Genomic DNA, 17756 nt, shown 5'->3' on the forward strand with positions numbered 1-17756 from the left:
TGTTGGCGCAGGTCGGGAAGACCGCCACGGTATGCGACAGAGGCGGGCTTCGGAATCAATGGCAGGTATGGATACGGTCCTCTGGCACACTTTTTATTTTTTTGTGCCAAAATGCCATCGGTTAACCGTGCCCATTTCTCGAAAACGCTAGACCGGTTTATCAGTGCTCTCAGCGCGGTCGCACCGCACGAGGCATACATTTCAAGGCCCTCCTTGGTGAGGGCCAAGATCAAACGGAGAACTCAACAGTGCCTACAATTCAGCAGCTGGTCCGGAAGGGCCGGACTCCCAAGGTCGTGAAGACCAAGGCGCCCGCTCTCAAGGGCAGCCCCATGAAGCGCGGTGTCTGCACCCGCGTCTACACCACTACCCCCAAGAAGCCGAACTCTGCTCTGCGCAAGGTTGCTCGCGTCAAGCTCAACGGCGGCGTCGAGGTCACGGCATACATCCCCGGTGAGGGCCACAACCTGCAGGAGCACTCCATCGTGCTCGTCCGCGGCGGTCGTGTGAAGGACCTCCCCGGTGTTCGTTACCGGATCGTTCGCGGCGCTCTCGACACCCAGGGTGTCAAGGGCCGCGGTCAGGCACGTTCCCGCTACGGCGTGAAGAAGGAGAAGAAGTAATGCCTCGTAAGGGCCCCGCTCCCAAGCGTCCGCTCGTCGTCGACCCCGTCTACGGGTCGCCCCTTGTGACTCAGCTGATCAACAAGGTTCTGCAGGACGGCAAGAAGTCCACCGCCGAGCGCATTGTCTACGGCGCGCTCGACGGCGTCGCCCAGAAGACTGGCACCGACGCAGTGACCACCCTCAAGAAGGCGATGGACAACATCAAGCCTTCGCTCGAGGTTCGTTCCCGCCGCGTCGGCGGCGCCACCTACCAGGTGCCGGTCGAGGTCCGTTCCGGACGCGCGACCGCTCTCGCCCTCCGCTGGCTCGTGGGCTTCTCGAAGCTCCGCCGCGAGAAGACCATGACCGAGCGCCTGATGAACGAGATCCTGGATGCCTCCAACGGTCTCGGTGCCGCTGTGAAGCGTCGCGAGGACACCCACAAGATGGCCGAGTCCAACAAGGCCTTCGCCCACTACCGCTGGTAATTTCTTCCTGTGGGCCCGCCGCTGTCCGGCGGGCCCGATGGTCGATCCACCTGAAAGGGAAACATCGTGGCACTTGACGTGCTTACCGACCTGAACAAGGTCCGCAACATCGGCATCATGGCCCACATCGATGCCGGCAAGACCACCACTACCGAACGCATCCTGTACTACACCGGCATCAACCACAAGCTCGGTGAGACCCACGACGGTGCATCCACGATGGACTGGATGGCCCAGGAACAGGAACGCGGCATCACCATCACCTCCGCGGCGACGACGTGCTTCTGGAAAGACACCCAGATCAACATCATCGACACCCCGGGCCACGTCGACTTCACCGTTGAGGTGGAGCGTTCCCTGCGCGTGCTCGATGGCGCCGTTGCCGTCTTCGACGGCAAGGAGGGCGTTGAGCCGCAGTCCGAGACTGTCTGGCGTCAGGCCGACAAGTACGAGGTGCCCCGCATCTGCTTCGTCAACAAGATGGACAAGCTGGGCGCGGACTTCTACTTCACCGTCGACACCATCGTGAAGCGTCTGGGTGCGACCCCGCTCGTCATGCAGTTGCCGATCGGTGCCGAGAGCGACTTCGTCGGCGTCATCGACCTTCTCGAGATGAAGGCCTACGTCTGGCCCGGCGACGCCAAGGGCGATGTTTCCTTGGGTGCGACCTACGAGATCCGCGAAATCCCGGAGGAGCTTCAGGAACGTGCCGCGGAGTACCGTGACAAGCTCGTCGAGCAGGTCGCGGAGTCCTCCGAGGAACTCATGGAGAAGTACTTCGAGGGCGAAGAGATCACGATCGACGAGCTCAAGGCCGGTGTGCGTGCTCTGACCGTCGCCAACGAGGCCTACCCGGTCTTCTGTGGTTCGGCGTTCAAGAACCGTGGCGTGCAGCCCATGCTCGATGCTGTCATCGACTACCTGCCGTCCCCCCTGAACGTGCCCCCGATGGTCGGTCACGACCCGAGGAACGAAGAAACCGAGCTGGTCCGCCGGCCGGCGAAGGACGAACCGTTCTCGGCTCTGGCCTTCAAGGTGGCCGCACACCCGTTCTACGGGCAGCTGACCTACATTCGCGTGTACTCCGGCATCGCAACCTCGGGCCAGCAGGTTCAGAACTCGACCAAGGGTCGTCGCGAACGTATCGGCAAGCTCTTCCAGATGCACTCCAACAAGGAGAATCCGGTGGAGGAGATCCAGGCCGGTCACATCTACGCCGCGATCGGTCTCAAGGAGACCACGACCGGCGACACGCTGTGCGACCAGGCCAACCCGATCGTTCTCGAGTCGATGACCTTCCCGAAGCCCGTGATCTACGTGGCCATCGAGCCCAAGACCAAGGGTGACCAGGAGAAGTTGTCGACCGCGATCCAGAAGCTCTCGGCCGAGGACCCGACCTTCACGGTCTCCCTCAACGAGGAAACCGGTCAGACCGAGATCGGCGGCATGGGCGAGCTCCACCTCGACGTGCTGGTCGACCGCATGAAGCGCGAATTCCGCGTCGAAGCGAACGTCGGCAAGCCGCAGGTTGCCTACCGCGAGACGATCAAGAAGGCCGTCGAGAAGGTCGACTTCACCCACAAGAAGCAGACCGGTGGTTCCGGTCAGTTCGCGAAGGTGCAGGTCGATTTCGAGCCGATCGCTCTCGATTCCGAAGAGCTCTACGAGTTCGAGGACAAGATCACCGGTGGCCGCGTGCCCCGCGAATACATTCCTTCGGTGGATGCCGGCATCCAGGGTGCGATGCAGCTCGGTATCCTCGCGGGATACCCAGTGGTTGGCGTGAAGGCCACCCTGGTGGACGGCGCCTACCACGACGTCGACTCCTCCGAGATGGCCTTCAAGATTGCCGGTTCGATGGTGTTCAAGGAAGGCGCTCGTCGCGCCAACCCGGTGCTGCTCGAGCCGCTGATGGCAGTCGAGGTCCGTACTCCCGAGGAGTACATGGGCGATGTCATCGGCGACTTGAACTCGCGCCGTGGACAGATCCAGGCCATGGAAGACGTCGCCGGCGTCAAGCTGGTGACAGCCCTGGTTCCGCTGTCCGAGATGTTCGGCTACATCGGTGACCTGCGTTCGAGGACGCAGGGACGTGCGGTGTACTCGATGACTTTCGACAGCTATTCAGAGGTCCCGAAGGCAGTTGCCGACGAGATCATCCAGAAGAGCCGCGGGGAGTAGATCTCCGCACGGCGGCTCTTCCGGGCCGCCTTCCCATCCAAATAATCAAAGCCTAGAAACTTGCGCTGGTTTTCGTGCGGGATGAATTTTCCGTTATTGTTGATCAGGAATCCGTCTTCAACCACGGACTGCGCAGAAAGCCAGCGCAAGTTTCCATCAAACGTTCTAGGAGGAACATAGTGGCTAAGGCAAAGTTCGAGCGCTCCAAGCCGCACGTCAACATTGGTACCATCGGTCACGTCGACCACGGTAAGACCACTCTGACTGCTGCGATCTCCAGTGTTCTCGCGAAGAAGTTCCCGGACCTGAACGAGCAGCAGGACTTCGGTATGATCGACGCCGCTCCCGAGGAGCGCCAGCGCGGCATTACCATCAACATTGCTCACATCGAGTACCAGACCGACAAGCGTCACTACGCTCACGTCGACGCCCCGGGTCACGCTGACTACGTCAAGAACATGATCACCGGTGCCGCTCAGATGGACGGTGCGATCCTCGTGGTTGCCGCAACCGACGGCCCGATGGCCCAGACCCGTGAGCACGTTCTGCTCGCGCGCCAGGTCGGCGTCCCCACCCTCATCGTTGCGCTGAACAAGGCCGACATGGTTGAGGACGAAGAGCTTCTCGACCTCGTCGAGATGGAGGTCCGCGAACTGCTGTCCTCGCAGGAGTTCGACGGTGACGAGGCTCCCGTCGTGCGCGTCTCCGCTCTCAAGGCGCTCGAGGGCGACGAGCAGTGGGTCAAGTCGATCGAGGACCTCATGGAGGCAGTCGACGACTACATCCCGGACCCGGTTCGCGACAAGGACAAGCCGTTCCTCATGCCGATCGAGGACGTCTTCACGATTACCGGCCGCGGCACCGTCGTGACCGGCCGTGCGGAGCGCGGTACCCTGGCCCTCAACTCGGACGTCGAGATCATCGGCATCCGTCCGGTCCAGAAGACCACCGTGACCGGTATCGAGATGTTCCACAAGCAGCTCGACGAGGCGTGGGCCGGCGAGAACTGTGGCCTGCTCCTGCGTGGTCTCAAGCGTGACGACGTCGAGCGTGGTCAGGTTGTTGCTGCTCCGGGTTCGATCACCCCGCACACCAACTTCGAGGCGAACGTCTACATCCTCTCCAAGGACGAGGGCGGCCGTCACAACCCGTTCTACTCGAACTACCGTCCGCAGTTCTACTTCCGCACCACGGACGTTACCGGCGTCATCACGCTGCCCGAGGGCACCGAGATGGTCATGCCCGGTGACAACACCGAGATGAGCGTTGAGCTGATCCAGCCCATCGCTATGGAAGACGGACTCGGCTTCGCCATCCGTGAGGGTGGCCGCACCGTTGGTTCGGGTCGCGTTACCAAGATCACCAAGTAACATTTCTTTGTGATCCCGACGGCCGGCGCATGACACCGCGCTGACTACCGTCCGAAAGGGCCCCGGCTTTTGCCGGGGCCCTTTCTTTTGCTTTTCTATCCTTTTTCTCGGTCACCTCGGAAAATGGTGCAAACCTTGCCTCCGAAACCGGTTGGATTCTGCCGCAGAGATATGCGTGACGGCCAGAGAATAGCGTCCCCATGCGGATTCGGCGCCGGCGGGAGAGGGGTTCCGCTCGGAAATTTTCGGGTGAAGAATTCGAGAAATGTATAAAATAAGAGCGACTCGTTTCTTACGAGGTTCACCTATTACTCGCACTTCAAAGGGTGGAACTATGTCGTTCAACATAACTCGCAGAACTCTTCTCAAGGCTTCGGCCATCGCCGCGGCCGCCGCACCTGCCGACGCCGTTTCCGGACAGCCGGCCGTGGCCACCGGGGGCTCCAACCGGATCGCCATCATCGGCTCCGGATACGGGGGAGCGGTCGCCGCGCGGAAGTTGGCGCAGGCGGGCAAGCAGGTCGATCTCATCGAGATGGGCACGGACTGGGAAAAGATGAGCCCCATCAAGGGCCGGATTTTCACGACGATGACCTCGCCGTCCGCCCGTTCCATGTGGTTCAAGACCCGCACCGACATGCCTTTCAGCTATCTGGGCGGAATGGACCTGGTCAACCGGCGCATTGACCGGGGCGCAGGTGCACTGGACATCGAATACTTCGCCAACATGAAGGTCTACGTGGGGCGGGGCATCGGCGGCGGCTCCCTGGTCAACGGCGGCATGGCCGTGACTCCGCGTCGTTCCTTCTTCGAGAAGGTTCTGCCGCAGGTCGATGCGGAGGAAATGTACAACGTGTACTTCCCGCGTGCGAACAGCGGCCTGCGGGTCAACGATCCCGCGATGGACGTGGTCATGAACTCGCCCTGGTACCAGTTCGCCAGGGTCAGTGCCGACCAGGCCAAGCGGGCCGGCATCGGCCATGTCATGGTCCCGAACGTGTACGACTTCGACTACATGCGCAAGGAAGTCTATGGCCAGGTGCCGCGATCGGCACTCGACAAGCAGGTCATCTTCGGCAACGACTACGGCAAGAATTCCCTGCCCAAGACGATCCTGAAGGAAGCTCTGGCCACGGGTCGGGTCAACGTGATTCCGATGACCGAGGTGCGATCCATCGAGCGCGCTCCGGAAGGGGCCTTCCGGCTCCAGACCAAGACCATCGATTTCAACGGGAATCTCATTGAGAACCGGACTCGGGAGTACGACCGTGTGGTCCTGGCCGCTGGGTCGATCGGCACCACCCGACTGCTTCTCTCCGCTCAGGGGGAGGGCACCATCAACGGGTTGCCGGATGCCATTGGCCGAGGTTGGGGCCCGAACGGCAATACCATGCTCGCGCGCAGACTCAGGACTCGGTCCGGGTGGCGCCAGTCCACGATCCCGGTCATGGGCCTGTCCAACTGGGACGACTCCACGGACTCGGTGTTCGCCGAGATCGCTCCGTTCCCGGCAGGCATCGACCTCAGGACTGGCGTCTACCTGGCCCTCACGAACAATCCGCACACGGGAACTTTCACCTGGAACCGCGGCAGCCAGAAGATGTTCTTGGACTGGGGGCCGAGCCACGCGGAGCCTTCGGTGCGTGCGGCCCAGAAGTTCTTCGATCGGATCAACCGGGCCAACCCGGGGACCGGATACCGCTCCGATTTGTTCGAGAAGCACAAGACGTTCTCGGACTACTTCACGTACCACCCGCTGGGCGGAGCGGTGCTGGGGGAGGCCACCGACCTGCAGGGCGAAGTCAAGGGCGTGCCCGGTTTGTTCGTTATGGACGGTTCGTTGATTCCCGCCAAGATCGGGGTCAATCCCTTCGTGACGATCACCGCCCTCGCCGAGCGGAACATGGACCGTCTCGTCGACGCGCAAAGGTTCTAGTCGACATGGGGAATATGGCAGAACCCCGCCATACCCGGCTCAGGCGGCGGACCCTCGTGGGGTCGGCCGCTTGGGCCGTGCCCGTGCTCGTCACGGCGAATGCCGTACCCGCGGTCGCGAGCAGCATGAAGACCGACCTGGCCGTCGACGTCGTGGATCCCCCATACGATCTGGATCATTGGCGGCCGAAGGACGAGGTTCCCGTCTACAGGGGGCCCAGGGGACACAGGATCGCAGCGCGAGGCTCGCTGCCTCCATCGATCCGTATCACGAACGTCGGTCGGTTGACCGCCGTCGACCCGAGCGGCAGCGTCGAGATCATCATCCGAGACTACGGAAATGACAGGGCGTCCTCGGCGCCGGGCCGGCTCAAGGCGGGAACCACCAACCCGAGCGTGATGTGGACCGACACCACGAACCAATCCGGCGCCAAGTACAAGTACACGTGCCGCGGGGAGCTCCGACCGGGGCAGAGTATCGACATACCGCTGAGATACTTCGTCAACCCTCCTTTCCTGCACGCCGAGTTCAATGTGCTGGTAGCCGCCTGGGTCGAGGACCAACAGGAAGGCGACTACGACGACAACAGCCTCAGAATCGGACATGTACCGTGGATCAGCGTGTTCTGACTGCTTCGCTATGACGTCCGACGCGGACGGTCCGAGGCACGGCGGCCCCTGACCGAGAACAGGCAGGGGCCGCCGTGCCGCCACCGGAGTGTCTTTCGCCACTTCGCCGGTCCGGGCTTGCGCCTTCTCGCGAGCCTCTGGCAGGATAGACAACGTTGTTCAAGCGCTTGTCGGCGTTGACCTGCCCGAATCCCAGGGATGCGGGGCAGTTCCGTCCAAGCCCAAAATGACCCGGTCCGAACGACTCTGGAATGTCGTGCGCGAACACTTCGCGACACGCCCGAGTGCGGGGGTCGGTGCTTCAACGGATTGAGGAACCCGGGAATGCCGGATTCAGTTCGTGTGAGGCGGCGCCAGGAATCGAACGCCGGAATGGCTGGAGCGAGACGATCGCAACGCCGTTCGCATCGCCCGGTTTCTGCCAGAAGACGCCATACAGAGGAGTCCCCAGAGACTCCTACACAGGGAAGTACTTGAAGAAAGAGAGTCCGACAGATGGCGGGACAGAAAATCCGCATCCGGCTGAAGTCGTATGACCACGAGGTCATCGACTCCTCGGCTCGGAAGATTGTTGAGACGGTGACGCGTGCTGGTGCGACGGTTGTCGGCCCCGTGCCGCTGCCCACCGAGAAGAACGTGTACTGCGTAATCCGCTCGCCGCACAAGTACAAGGACAGCCGCGAGCACTTCGAGATGCGTACGCACAAGCGGCTGATCGACATCGTCGACCCCACGCCCAAGGCCGTTGACTCGCTCATGCGCCTGGACCTGCCGGCAGACGTGAACATCGAAATCAAGCTGTAAAGAGGATCGCATCCCAATGACTACCACATTCGAGCGCCAGGTGAAGGGCCTGCTGGGCACCAAGCTTGGCATGACCCAGGTCTGGGACGAGAACGGCAAGTTCGTGCCGGTTACCGTCGTCAAGGCCGATTCCAACGTTGTCACCCAGCTGCGCGACCAGGCCACCGATGGCTACAACGCCATCCAGATCGGTTTCGGTGCGATTGACCCGCGCAAGGTCACCAAGCCCCTCGCCGGACACTTCGAGAAGGCCGGAACCACTCCGCGCCGTCATCTCGTCGAGGTTCGCACTGCGGACGCTTCCGAGTACTCCCTCGGCCAGGAGCTGACCGTTGAGCTCTTCGAGACCGGCCAGCACGTCGACGTCGTGGGCAAGACCAAGGGCAAGGGCTTTGCCGGTGTCATGAAGCGTCACGGCTTCAAGGGCGTCGGTGCCTCGCACGGTCAGCACAAGAACCACCGCAAGCCGGGTTCCATCGGCGGTGCCTCCTACCCCGCACGCGTGTTCAAGGGAATGCGCATGGCCGGGCGTATGGGCAACAACCGCCACACCACCCAGAACCTCACGATTCAGGGTGTCGACACCGAGAACAATGTTCTGCTGATCAAGGGCGCCATCCCCGGCCCCAAGGGCGGAGTCGTTCTGGTTCGCACTGCTGTGAAGGGAGCCTAACTCCAATGGCTACTGAAACCGTAAAGGTTGAGCTGCCGGCCGATGTCTTCGGCGTCGAGCCCAATGAGGCTCTGATGCACCAGGTCGTCATCGCGCAGTTGGCCGCCGCCCGCCAGGGCACCCACAAGGCGAAGAACCGCGGCGAGGTCTCCGGTTCGGGACGCAAGCCGTTCAAGCAGAAGGGCACCGGCCGCGCCCGTCAGGGTTCGGTCCGCATGCCGCAGCACACTGGCGGCGGCATCGTGCACGGTCCCGTGCCGCGCAACTACTCGCAGCGCACGCCCAAGAAGATGAAGGCCGCCGCCCTGCGCAGCGCCCTGTCCGATCGTGCGACGCACGGCCGCATCCACGTGGTCAGCTCGCTCGTCGAGGAGATCTCGACGAAGGCCGCCAAGGCAGCCTTGAGGGATCTGACCTCTCGCAAGAACGTGCTGGTTGTTATCGACCGCAAGGAAGACAACGTTGCCCTGTCCGTTCGCAACCTTGAGTTCGCCCACGTCCTGTACGCGGACCAGCTCAACACGTACGACGTGTTGCGCGCCGACGACGTGGTCTTCACCAAGGATGCCTACGACGTGTTTGTGGCAATCGCCAGCAAGGCTGGAAAGAACCAGGAGGACGCCAAGTGAGCGCCACCATCAAGGATCCCCGTGACGTCATCATCGCGCCTGTCGTCTCGGAGAAGAGCTACGGGCTGATCGACGAGGGCAAGTACACCTTCGAGGTCGACACTCGCTCGAACAAGCTGGAAATCAAGGACGCCGTGGAGCGCATCTTCGGCGTCAAGGTTTCCACCGTGAACACCATCAACCGTGCCGGCAAGCGGAAGCGTACGCGCTTCGGCTGGGGGTCTCGCAAGAGCACCAAGCGTGCCATCGTGACCCTGAGTGAAGGCAGCATCGATATCTTCGGCGGTCCGCAGGCCTAGCGCCGCGGAGACCACTTTAACGAGGAACTGAATTATGGCTATCCGTAAATACAGGCCGACAACGCCGGGCCGCCGCGGCTCGAGCGTTGCCGACTTTGCAGAAATCACGCGATCGACTCCCGAGAAGTCGCTGTTGCGCCCGCTGAACAAAAACGGCGGACGCAACAACAGCGGTCGCATCACCACCCGTCACAAGGGCGGCGGACACAAGCGGGCCTACCGTTTGATCGATTTCCGCCGTCACGACAAGGACGGCGTCGATGCCCGCGTTGCGCACATCGAGTACGATCCCAACCGCACGGCGCGTATCGCGCTGCTGCACTACGTTGATGGCGCCAAGCGCTACATCATCGCCCCCAACCGCCTGAAGCAGGGCGACGTTGTCGAGTCCGGCCCGAACGCGGACATCAAGCCCGGCAACAACCTGCCGCTGCGCAACATCCCGGTCGGTACCGTGATCCACGCCGTCGAGCTCCGCCCCGGTGGCGGCGCGAAGCTCGCCCGCTCGGCCGGTGCCTCGGTGCAGCTCGTCGCCAGGGAAGGCAAGTACGGACAGCTCCGTCTGCCCTCCGGCGAGATCCGCAACGTGGACGTTCGTTGCCGCGCGACCATCGGTCAGGTCGGCAACGCCGAGCAGATCAACATCAACTGGGGCAAGGCCGGTCGTAACCGCTGGAAGGGCGTTCGCCCGACCGTTCGCGGTGTTGTCATGAACCCTGTCGATCACCCGCACGGTGGTGGTGAGGGCAAGACGTCCGGTGGTCGTCACCCCGTCAACCCGAACGGCAAGCCCGAGGGACGCACCCGTCGCCCCAACAAGGAAAGCGACAAACTCATTGTGCGTCGTCGTCGTACTGGCAAGAACAAGCGCTAAGGAGCCTGAAACATGCCTCGTAGTTTGAAGAAGGGCCCTTTCGTTGACCAGCACCTCTTCCTGAAGGTTGCCGCTCAGAACGATAAGGGTTCCAAGAACGTCATCAAGACGTGGTCCCGCCGCTCGATGATCGTCCCCGACATGCTCGGACACACGATCGCCGTGCACGACGGACGCAAGCACGTTCCCGTGTTCATCACCGAGTCGATGGTCGGGCACAAGCTCGGCGAATTCGCTCCCACGCGGAGTTTCCGCGGCCATGTGAAGGACGACCGCAAGGGTAAGCGTCGCTGATTCGGTTTCGACCGATCCAGCAGCGTGTAACTCTTCGGCATTAGACGAAAGAGAGATAGGCAATGGAAGCCAAGGCATCTGCGCGCTTCGTACGCGTGACGCCTATGAAGGCCCGGCGCGTCGTCGACCTGGTTCGTGGCAAGCAGGCGAATGAGGCACTGGCGATTCTGAAGTTTGCTCCGCAGCAGGCTTCGGACCCGGTTTTCAAGGTCGTCGAGTCGGCTGTGGCCAACGCCCGCCAGCTCGCGGAACGTGACAGCGTCGCGTTCAAGGAAGAGGAACTCTTCATCAGTGAAGCGTTCGTCGACGAAGGCCCGACCATGAAGCGGTTCCAGCCGCGAGCCCAGGGTCGCGCATACCGCATCAACAAGCGAACCAGCCACATCACCGTGGTTCTCGCTACCCCGGACAATGAGGAGGACCGCTAAGTGGGACAGAAAATCAACCCGCACGGATTCCGACTGGGGATCACTACGGACCACAAGTCGCACTGGTTCGCTGACTCCAACAAGGAAGGCCAGCGCTACAAGGACTTCATCCGCGAGGACGTGAAGATCCGTGAGCTCATGTCGAACGGCATGGAGCGCGCAGGCATCGCCAACGTCGAGATCGAGCGCACCCGCGATCGCGTCCGTGTGGACATCCACACTGCGCGTCCGGGCATCGTGATCGGCCGCCGCGGAGCCGAGGCCGACCGCATTCGCGGCGAGCTCGAGAAGCTCACCGGAAAGCAGATTCAGCTGAACATCCTCGAGGTCAACAACCCCGAGATCAACGCTCAGCTGGTTGCCCAGGGAGTTGCCGAGCAGCTCGCTTCGCGCGTCGCCTTCCGCCGCGCGATGAAGAAGGCCATCCAGTCCGCTCAGCGGGCCGGGGCCAAGGGCATCCGCATCCAGTGCTCCGGACGACTCGGCGGCGCCGAGATGTCCCGCTCGGAGTTCTACCGAGAGGGCCGCGTTCCCCTGCACACCCTCCGCGCCAACATCGACTACGGCTTCTTCGAGGCCAAGACCACCTTCGGTCGCATCGGTGTCAAGGTGTGGATCTACAAGGGTGATCTGACCGATAAAGAACTTGCTGCTCAGCAGGCCGCACAGGGCAACCGCCGTGGCAACGACCGCCGTGGAGGCGGCGAGCGTCGTCGTCGCAACGCCGGTGGAAACGCCGGTCGCCGCGGTGGGCGCAACGAGCAGCAGAACAGCGCTTCGGAGGCCCCCGCCGCTGAAGCCAAGACTGCAGAAAACGGTGAGGCATAAATGCTGATTCCCCGTCGCGTAAAGTACCGCAAGCAGCACCACCCGAAGCGCACCGGCGTCGCCAAGGGCGGCACCACCGTGTCGTTCGGTGACTGGGGCGTTCAGGCGCTGGCACCCGCGTATGTGACCAACCGTCAGATCGAGGCTGCCCGTATTGCCATGACCCGCTACATCAAGCGTGGCGGCAAGGTCTGGATCAACATCTTCCCGGACCGCCCGCTGACCAAGAAGCCTGCCGAAACCCGTATGGGTTCCGGTAAGGGTTCGCCGGAGTGGTGGGTTGCCAACGTCAAGCCGGGCCGTGTCGTGTTCGAACTGGCCGGCGTGAGCGACGAAGTCGCGAAAGAGGCCCTGCGCCTGGCAATCCACAAGCTCCCCATGAAGGCACGCATCGTGCGTCGCGAAGGTGGTGAATAGAAATGGCAGTAGGATCCAAGGATCTCTCCATCGACCAGCTCGCCGAACTGGACAACGGGGCTCTCACCGAGAAGCTGCGTTCGTCCAAGGAGGAGCTGTTCAACCTCCGTTTCCAGAAGGCCACCGGGCAGCTCCAGAATGCGGGCCGCTTCAAGGCTGTCAAGCGCGATATCGCGCGCATCTACACGGTGTTGCGCGAACGCGAGCTGGGCATCCGACCCGAGGCCGAGGGCAACGCCCAGGCTTCTGACAAGAAGGCCGACAAGAAGGCTGCAAAGGCAGCGAAGAAGGCCGATACGGCTAGCGCTACCGAAGGTGATGCCAAGTGAGTGAACAGAAGACGGAAGAGCGCAATCTCCGCAAGACCCGTCGTGGATACGTCGTCTCGGACAAGATGGACAAGACCATCGTCGTCGAGGTCGAGGACCACGTGACCCACGGTCTCTACGGCAAGGTCATGCGCCGCAGCCACAAGGTCAAGGTGCACGACGAGCAGAACACCGCCGGAATCGGCGACCTCGTTCGGATCATGGAGACCCGCCCGATGTCAGCCAACAAGCGTTGGCGCATCGTGGACATCGTCGAGCGCGCCAAGTAAGGCTCGCTGGGCGTCCCGCTCCTGAGAACCCCCTCCCGCTTCGCGCGGGAGGGGGTTTTTGCGTTTAAGAAGACCAGGTGGGTTCTTCGGACCGGGGCACGACGGCGATTGCGCCGTCCTGCTCAACCGCATCGCAACGTCTGCCCATGCCAGGTACGCAATGACAAGAGGCGCGAAATCGCAGTAAACTTAGGGGTGCCATATCGGGGGATAAGGGGACGTTTAATAATGGATCAACACGTGCGCCGGCGTGATGGCAATCCACGGACGTGGTTGAGGACGATCATTGGCCTCGTGGCCGCCGCGGCCATCCTGTGTGGCCTCACCGGATGCGGCGTCTTTGCTTCCGGAGGGTCCACCGAGAACGCCTCGGAGCGCGTGGTCAAGGACATCGACGACGCCGAAGTGCGCGTCCCAGACAACCCGAGTCGCGTCGTCGCGCTCTCGGAGCCCACCCTGGACGCCGCACTTGCGCTCGGAGTGACCCCCGTGGGCACCGTCTCCGGCCGAGGACAGAATTCCGTTCCGGGCTACCTCGCGGACAAGGCCAAGGACATTCCCTTGGTCGGAGGCATCGGGGACCTGGATTACGAGAAAATCTCCAGCCTCGAGCCCGACCTGATCATCGTGGATGGGACGAGCGTCAACAACAGGCCCGACGTTCTGGAGATCCTCCGGCAGATCGCCCCCTTGGTTTTCTGCGGGTACGCAGGCGGTCCATGGGAACTGAATTTCGACACCACGGCCCGCGCGCTCAACCTGGAGGCGAAGGGCGAAGAGGTCAAGTCGGCTTTCCGGGACAAGGTCAGCAAGGGCAGAGCCCAACTCGCGCCCACGTACGGGGACAAGACCTTTTCGATCGTGCGGTGGCAGGGGAGCGGACCTTCCCTGATCCTCAAGGAGCTTCCCGCGGGGCAGGTTTTGGAGGGGCTCGGTCTGAAGCGGCCGCAATCCCAGGACCGAGAAGGGAGAGGGCATTCGGACCCGGTCTCCTTGGAGAACCTCTCGACCATCGACGCGGACTACATGTTCTTCGGAACGCTCGGCGGCGCAAGCCAGGCGAACCCGCATTCGGACTCTACGTCCGATCGAGAGGGTGCGGCTCAGGCGCTTGAGACGGCCGAGGAGACGTCGGGCTTCACGGATCTGTCCGCCTACAAGAACCACCACATCATCACCGTCGATGGGTCCCGTTGGACCTCAACCGGTGGCCCCTTGCTGCTGAACGGCATCGTCGACGACATCCTGGCCGAGCTCGCCTGAGCGACGCCATCCGCCGGGGCCCACAGTCTCCGGCGCCCTTCCTTCCAGTGACCGAAGAAACTCCATAACCCATGATGAACATCGGAATCTCTCGTACCAGCGCGCGATCTCGCACCCACATCAGACGGCTCCTCTCGCTCCTCCTCGCCGCGGTTCTCGCCCTGGCCGCGTGCCTGATTCTGCCCAGCGCCTCGGCCGACGACGCATCGAACAGGCAAACCGTCACAACCAACGAGAAGACCGCCGAAGTCTCCGGGCCCCTCACGGTCGACGTCGCCGGCACGATTCATGTCGAGGGCCGGGACTGGAAGAATTCCCTCGCCGGGGGAGCGCGGATCGCCGTGAAATACGACAAAGGCACCGTGGCCGTGAACGGCGAGAGCGTGGTCACCCAATTCGAGGCCAGGACCGACGGGACCTTCTCTGCAGAGCTTCCCGTCCCCACCCAAGCAAACTCGGACAAGCCGTGGTTGCCCGGAACCAAGCACACGATTCATTTCCTGAGCGGAAGCCTCAAAGAGGGGGACCTGCCTCGCAATGCGGTTCTGAAGGTGTCAGTGGCTGGACAAGCTGAGTCGCCCGCACAGACGCCGTCGTGGGTTTCGGCGACGTCGACGGTGAACTCGGGTTCGCCCGCGACCATCGACGTCGCCCCGTTCACCACCGGGAAAGACGCTGCCCTCCACCTGATCGGCAAGGGATGGAAGACGGCGGACGGGAGGTCCGGCTCCATCGTCTCGATCAAGGTCAACTACCAGACGCCGACCGGGAAAATCGACCAATACGCCAGGGAAGACCAAGTCATCAGCGATCATTTGGCTTCTCTTGGAAAATCCAAGGATCCGACGTCCTGGGTCCTGCTCGTCCCGAAGGGCACGGCCACGCAGGATCCCGAGCACGGCTTGTACACGATCGACCAGACCGGTTCCTTCGACATCACGGTCAAGGCGCCCGAAGAGCTGCGCCATGGCAAGCCGGGGCAATACGTGACCATCACGGCGCAGTCGGGGCGGAACCTGGAAGGGGACGTGCAGCGTCGGGCAGTCACCGACCCGATACCGGTCGATGGAGAGGCAGCGCAACCCATTCAGGACATTTCGGAGGTCCGCTGCAGTACTCAGGCGCCCCAACCGACCGCACGGGTGGAGAACCAGTTCATGCAGCGGGGCGACAAGCTTCACCTGGTCGGCGAAGGGTGGTGCAACCCTGGGGGCAGGACCGGCGCCCCGAAGGTTGCGGTGAAGCTCGACGAAGGCGAAATCTCCCATCCGGACACGGCGCTCCACTCCAACAGGAGCATCTGGGCACTCGTCGACCCTGATCCGGCCACGGGTGTTCTCGATGCCTGGATCGAGTTGCCGGACGGTACCACCACAACCTCCGTGCCCGAGTTCCCCGAGGGCGCCCACAGCCTGCGCCTCCTTTCGGGCTCCCTTCGCCATGGTGATCTTTCCATGACCTTCGGCGGTCGCGGCACCCTGGACTTCACCGTGGGCGAGTACCGCCCCAATGGAATGGCACCGGCCCTGGGCCTCGATGAGCTCACGGAGGATTCGCGTCACGATGTCCGGGTCAACCGCGACGGCCCGCGGATCACGGTGGAGGTTCCCGGAGCACGACCTGGGCAATGGGTCAGGGCAACGCCCTACGCCGAGGCTGCGCCTCGCAACCAGTGGGGAAGCGGATGGGTGCGCCTGGACGACCACCGTTCGTTGAGCTATGACCTGCCCGATGACGCGGCGGCAGGAGACTACCGGCTCGTTGTCCAGAACGGGGAGCGCGAGGACTTCGGGACGTTGCTGGGTTGGGGTCAGCTGACGATTCCCGAGAACGCACGCGGTTCGCGCGCGGAGGTCGGCCCTGCCCACGGCCGCGGCGCCCAGGGAACGTCCGCGCGCCGGTCTGCGGCGCATGCGGCACCGGCGTCGGGCCTCAACACCGGATCGGGCCAGACCAGCGCTGCCCGTGCGGTTCCCGCGAGCCCGGCGGCCGTGCGGGAGATGACGAGTCTGGGCCGGGTCCGGAGCCGGGCCCCGCACCGTGCCCGCGTTCTCCGCGCTCCGGGCGTACCTGTCTATCCCTGGGTGCGCGCGGCCCGCCACCCAGTCCATCGAGTGGTGGCTTCGCTCCGGGACGCGGAGAAGGACGCCCACCATCACGCACGTCCCCTAGCCTCGCCGTCCGCCCGGAGTCAGGCTCTGGATTCGGAGTCCGACTCTCAGGGGACGAATGCGGGACGGGAGGAAGCAAAGGTCACCCTGAAGATCCTGACCTGGAACAACGTGTTGCTCGCGCTTGCGGGCGCCTTGCTCCTGGCCATGGTCCTGTACCTGACCCACAAGCCGCACCAGGCGGCGTCACAGGCTTCCGAGGCTTCGGCGACCCCAGAGGCAGAGGCTTCGGACGACTAAGGAAGGAACCGAAAGCATTATGAACACCTTGTACTTCCGGCGAGCCCTCATGGCACTGATAGCCGCGGTGGTGGCGTTTCTGGTGGGATTCAGTGGCGTCTCCGCGCTCCCACCGGGCGGCGCCAAGGGAAGCAAGCCAGGCACCTCCTCTACCGTTTCGCCGGGGACCCTCAGGGCGGGCGACACTCTTCATTTCACCCTGAGCGGCTTCCCCCGAAACGAACAGGTCTTTATCAAGATCGACAACGGAGACGCGTGCCCCAAAGACGCCCGTCAAGGTGCCTGCGTGGTGCACCAGCAGAAATCGGATGGGAATGGACACGTGGAGGGTTCGTTCGTCCTGCCCAAAGACCTGAAGGACGGCAAGCATACCCTCCGCTTCCTGGCCACGGAGGTCATCCCAGGCTTGGGAAGCCAGGGCTTCACCAACCTCAGTCCCGAGTTCACCACCGCGGGCGTCAACCAGAACTCCTCGGGCGGCCAGCGGTACAACGTCACGTCCGAAGACATCCTCTCCGGAGGGACGCGACAGGATTCCGGCTCCGGTGGAGCCCCGGCGAATCGAGGCAACGGCGGAGGAACGGCCGGGAACGGCCAGCAGTCGAATGGCGGACAGCCCGGAGGACAAGCTGGGGGATCCGGCGAGAGCGGTCAGGGCGACGAAGCGGTCGAGTACGTCGACGCCGACGGCAACCCGATTTCCAAGGAGGAATACGACCGGCTGATGGCAGGTTCCTCGGGTGCGGGAGAGGAGTCCGGCTCGGAAGACCAAGCCGCGGAGCACAAGGATGCGGAGAGCGGAAAGAACGACGGCTCCAAGGGCACGAAGAAGCGCAAGGCCACCGCGAGCCCAGGGGCCAAGGCCAAGAACTCCGGGGACCATGCCGAGAACGCTTCGGCCGAAAGCGCGAAGGACTCCGCCGGATTCCCCTGGGTCGGCACCATCGCGTTCGTCGTCATGGCCTTGACCGCCGCGACCGTCTGGTATGTCAGGCACCGGCGCTCAGGTTCTCAGGAATCCTAGGCGGT

The 17756-nt window shown here is 63.1% G+C and carries 20 protein-coding genes; all 20 read left to right on the top strand.

The window, feature by feature from the left end; all coding sequences use genetic code 11:
* Positions 1-248: 248 nt before the first annotated feature.
* The 20 genes from rpsL (at position 249) to EWU68_RS00385 (ending at position 17751) form a co-directional block, all read left to right on the top strand.
* Positions 249-623 carry a 30S ribosomal protein S12 gene (gene rpsL, locus EWU68_RS00290; protein WP_129313889.1) on the top strand — a complete coding sequence of 125 codons (375 nt, stop codon included), beginning with the start codon at positions 249-251 and terminating at the stop codon, positions 621-623.
* Positions 623-1093: a 30S ribosomal protein S7 gene (gene rpsG / locus EWU68_RS00295; protein WP_129313890.1), complete on the top strand. Its 471-nt coding sequence runs from the start codon at positions 623-625 to the stop codon at positions 1091-1093. Before rpsL ends, rpsG begins: the two co-directional genes overlap by 1 nt.
* Before the next feature lie 66 nt (positions 1094-1159).
* The gene (gene fusA, locus EWU68_RS00300; RefSeq protein WP_129313891.1) at positions 1160-3274 is read left to right on the top strand and encodes an elongation factor G; all 2115 of its coding nucleotides are present in this window, start codon (positions 1160-1162) and stop codon (positions 3272-3274) included.
* A gap of 179 nt (positions 3275-3453) precedes the next feature.
* On the top strand, positions 3454-4644 hold the full coding sequence (gene tuf / locus EWU68_RS00305; protein ID WP_129313892.1) for an elongation factor Tu: 1191 nt from the start codon (positions 3454-3456) through the stop codon (positions 4642-4644).
* A 334-nt stretch (positions 4645-4978) separates the two neighbouring features.
* Positions 4979-6580 carry a GMC oxidoreductase gene (locus tag EWU68_RS00310; RefSeq protein WP_129313893.1) on the top strand — a complete coding sequence of 534 codons (1602 nt, stop codon included), beginning with the start codon at positions 4979-4981 and terminating at the stop codon, positions 6578-6580.
* 14 nt (positions 6581-6594) lie between these two features.
* On the top strand, positions 6595-7209 hold the full coding sequence (locus EWU68_RS00315) for a hypothetical protein (RefSeq protein WP_129313894.1): 615 nt from the start codon (positions 6595-6597) through the stop codon (positions 7207-7209).
* 495 nt (positions 7210-7704) lie between these two features.
* On the top strand, positions 7705-8013 hold the full coding sequence (gene rpsJ / locus EWU68_RS00320) for a 30S ribosomal protein S10 (RefSeq protein WP_030015043.1): 309 nt from the start codon (positions 7705-7707) through the stop codon (positions 8011-8013).
* 16 nt (positions 8014-8029) lie between these two features.
* Positions 8030-8686 carry a 50S ribosomal protein L3 gene (rplC, locus tag EWU68_RS00325; RefSeq protein WP_129313895.1) on the top strand — a complete coding sequence of 219 codons (657 nt, stop codon included), beginning with the start codon at positions 8030-8032 and terminating at the stop codon, positions 8684-8686.
* 5 nt (positions 8687-8691) lie between these two features.
* Positions 8692-9315 carry a 50S ribosomal protein L4 gene (gene rplD, locus EWU68_RS00330; RefSeq protein ID WP_129313896.1) on the top strand — a complete coding sequence of 208 codons (624 nt, stop codon included), beginning with the start codon at positions 8692-8694 and terminating at the stop codon, positions 9313-9315.
* A complete protein-coding gene (rplW, locus tag EWU68_RS00335; RefSeq protein WP_129313897.1) occupies positions 9312-9614 on the top strand; it encodes a 50S ribosomal protein L23 in 303 nt (100 codons plus the stop codon). The genes rplD and rplW overlap by 4 nt, the downstream gene beginning before the upstream one ends.
* A gap of 34 nt (positions 9615-9648) precedes the next feature.
* On the top strand, positions 9649-10488 hold the full coding sequence (rplB, locus tag EWU68_RS00340) for a 50S ribosomal protein L2 (RefSeq protein ID WP_129313898.1): 840 nt from the start codon (positions 9649-9651) through the stop codon (positions 10486-10488).
* Positions 10489-10500: 12 nt separating this feature from the next.
* Entirely contained in the window at positions 10501-10782 is a 282-nt protein-coding gene (gene rpsS / locus EWU68_RS00345; protein WP_129313899.1) for a 30S ribosomal protein S19, read from the top strand.
* 62 nt (positions 10783-10844) lie between these two features.
* Positions 10845-11210 (top strand): 50S ribosomal protein L22, encoded by a 366-nt coding sequence (rplV, locus tag EWU68_RS00350; RefSeq protein WP_129313900.1) that lies wholly within the window; start codon positions 10845-10847, stop codon positions 11208-11210.
* Positions 11211-12038: a 30S ribosomal protein S3 gene (gene rpsC, locus EWU68_RS00355; protein ID WP_129313901.1), complete on the top strand. Its 828-nt coding sequence runs from the start codon at positions 11211-11213 to the stop codon at positions 12036-12038. It abuts the gene before it with no gap.
* Positions 12039-12455, top strand: a complete 417-nt coding sequence (gene rplP / locus EWU68_RS00360) for a 50S ribosomal protein L16 (protein ID WP_129313902.1) — start codon at positions 12039-12041, stop codon at positions 12453-12455.
* A 2-nt stretch (positions 12456-12457) separates the two neighbouring features.
* Positions 12458-12784, top strand: coding sequence for a 50S ribosomal protein L29 (gene rpmC / locus EWU68_RS00365; protein WP_129313903.1), 327 nt, complete (start codon positions 12458-12460; stop codon positions 12782-12784).
* Positions 12781-13053: a 30S ribosomal protein S17 gene (gene rpsQ / locus EWU68_RS00370; RefSeq protein WP_129313904.1), complete on the top strand. Its 273-nt coding sequence runs from the start codon at positions 12781-12783 to the stop codon at positions 13051-13053. The genes rpmC and rpsQ overlap by 4 nt, the downstream gene beginning before the upstream one ends.
* Before the next feature lie 228 nt (positions 13054-13281).
* Positions 13282-14316 carry an ABC transporter substrate-binding protein gene (locus tag EWU68_RS00375; RefSeq protein ID WP_129313905.1) on the top strand — a complete coding sequence of 345 codons (1035 nt, stop codon included), beginning with the start codon at positions 13282-13284 and terminating at the stop codon, positions 14314-14316.
* Positions 14317-14387: 71 nt separating this feature from the next.
* Positions 14388-16727: a hypothetical protein gene (locus tag EWU68_RS00380; protein WP_129313906.1), complete on the top strand. Its 2340-nt coding sequence runs from the start codon at positions 14388-14390 to the stop codon at positions 16725-16727.
* 19 nt (positions 16728-16746) lie between these two features.
* On the top strand, positions 16747-17751 hold the full coding sequence (locus EWU68_RS00385) for a plasmid partitioning protein (protein WP_129313907.1): 1005 nt from the start codon (positions 16747-16749) through the stop codon (positions 17749-17751).
* The last annotated feature ends 5 nt before the right edge of the window (positions 17752-17756 follow it).

Source organism: Rothia koreensis (assembly GCF_004136575.1).
In the GTDB taxonomy this organism is placed as follows: Bacteria; Actinomycetota; Actinomycetes; order Actinomycetales; family Micrococcaceae; genus Rothia; species Rothia koreensis.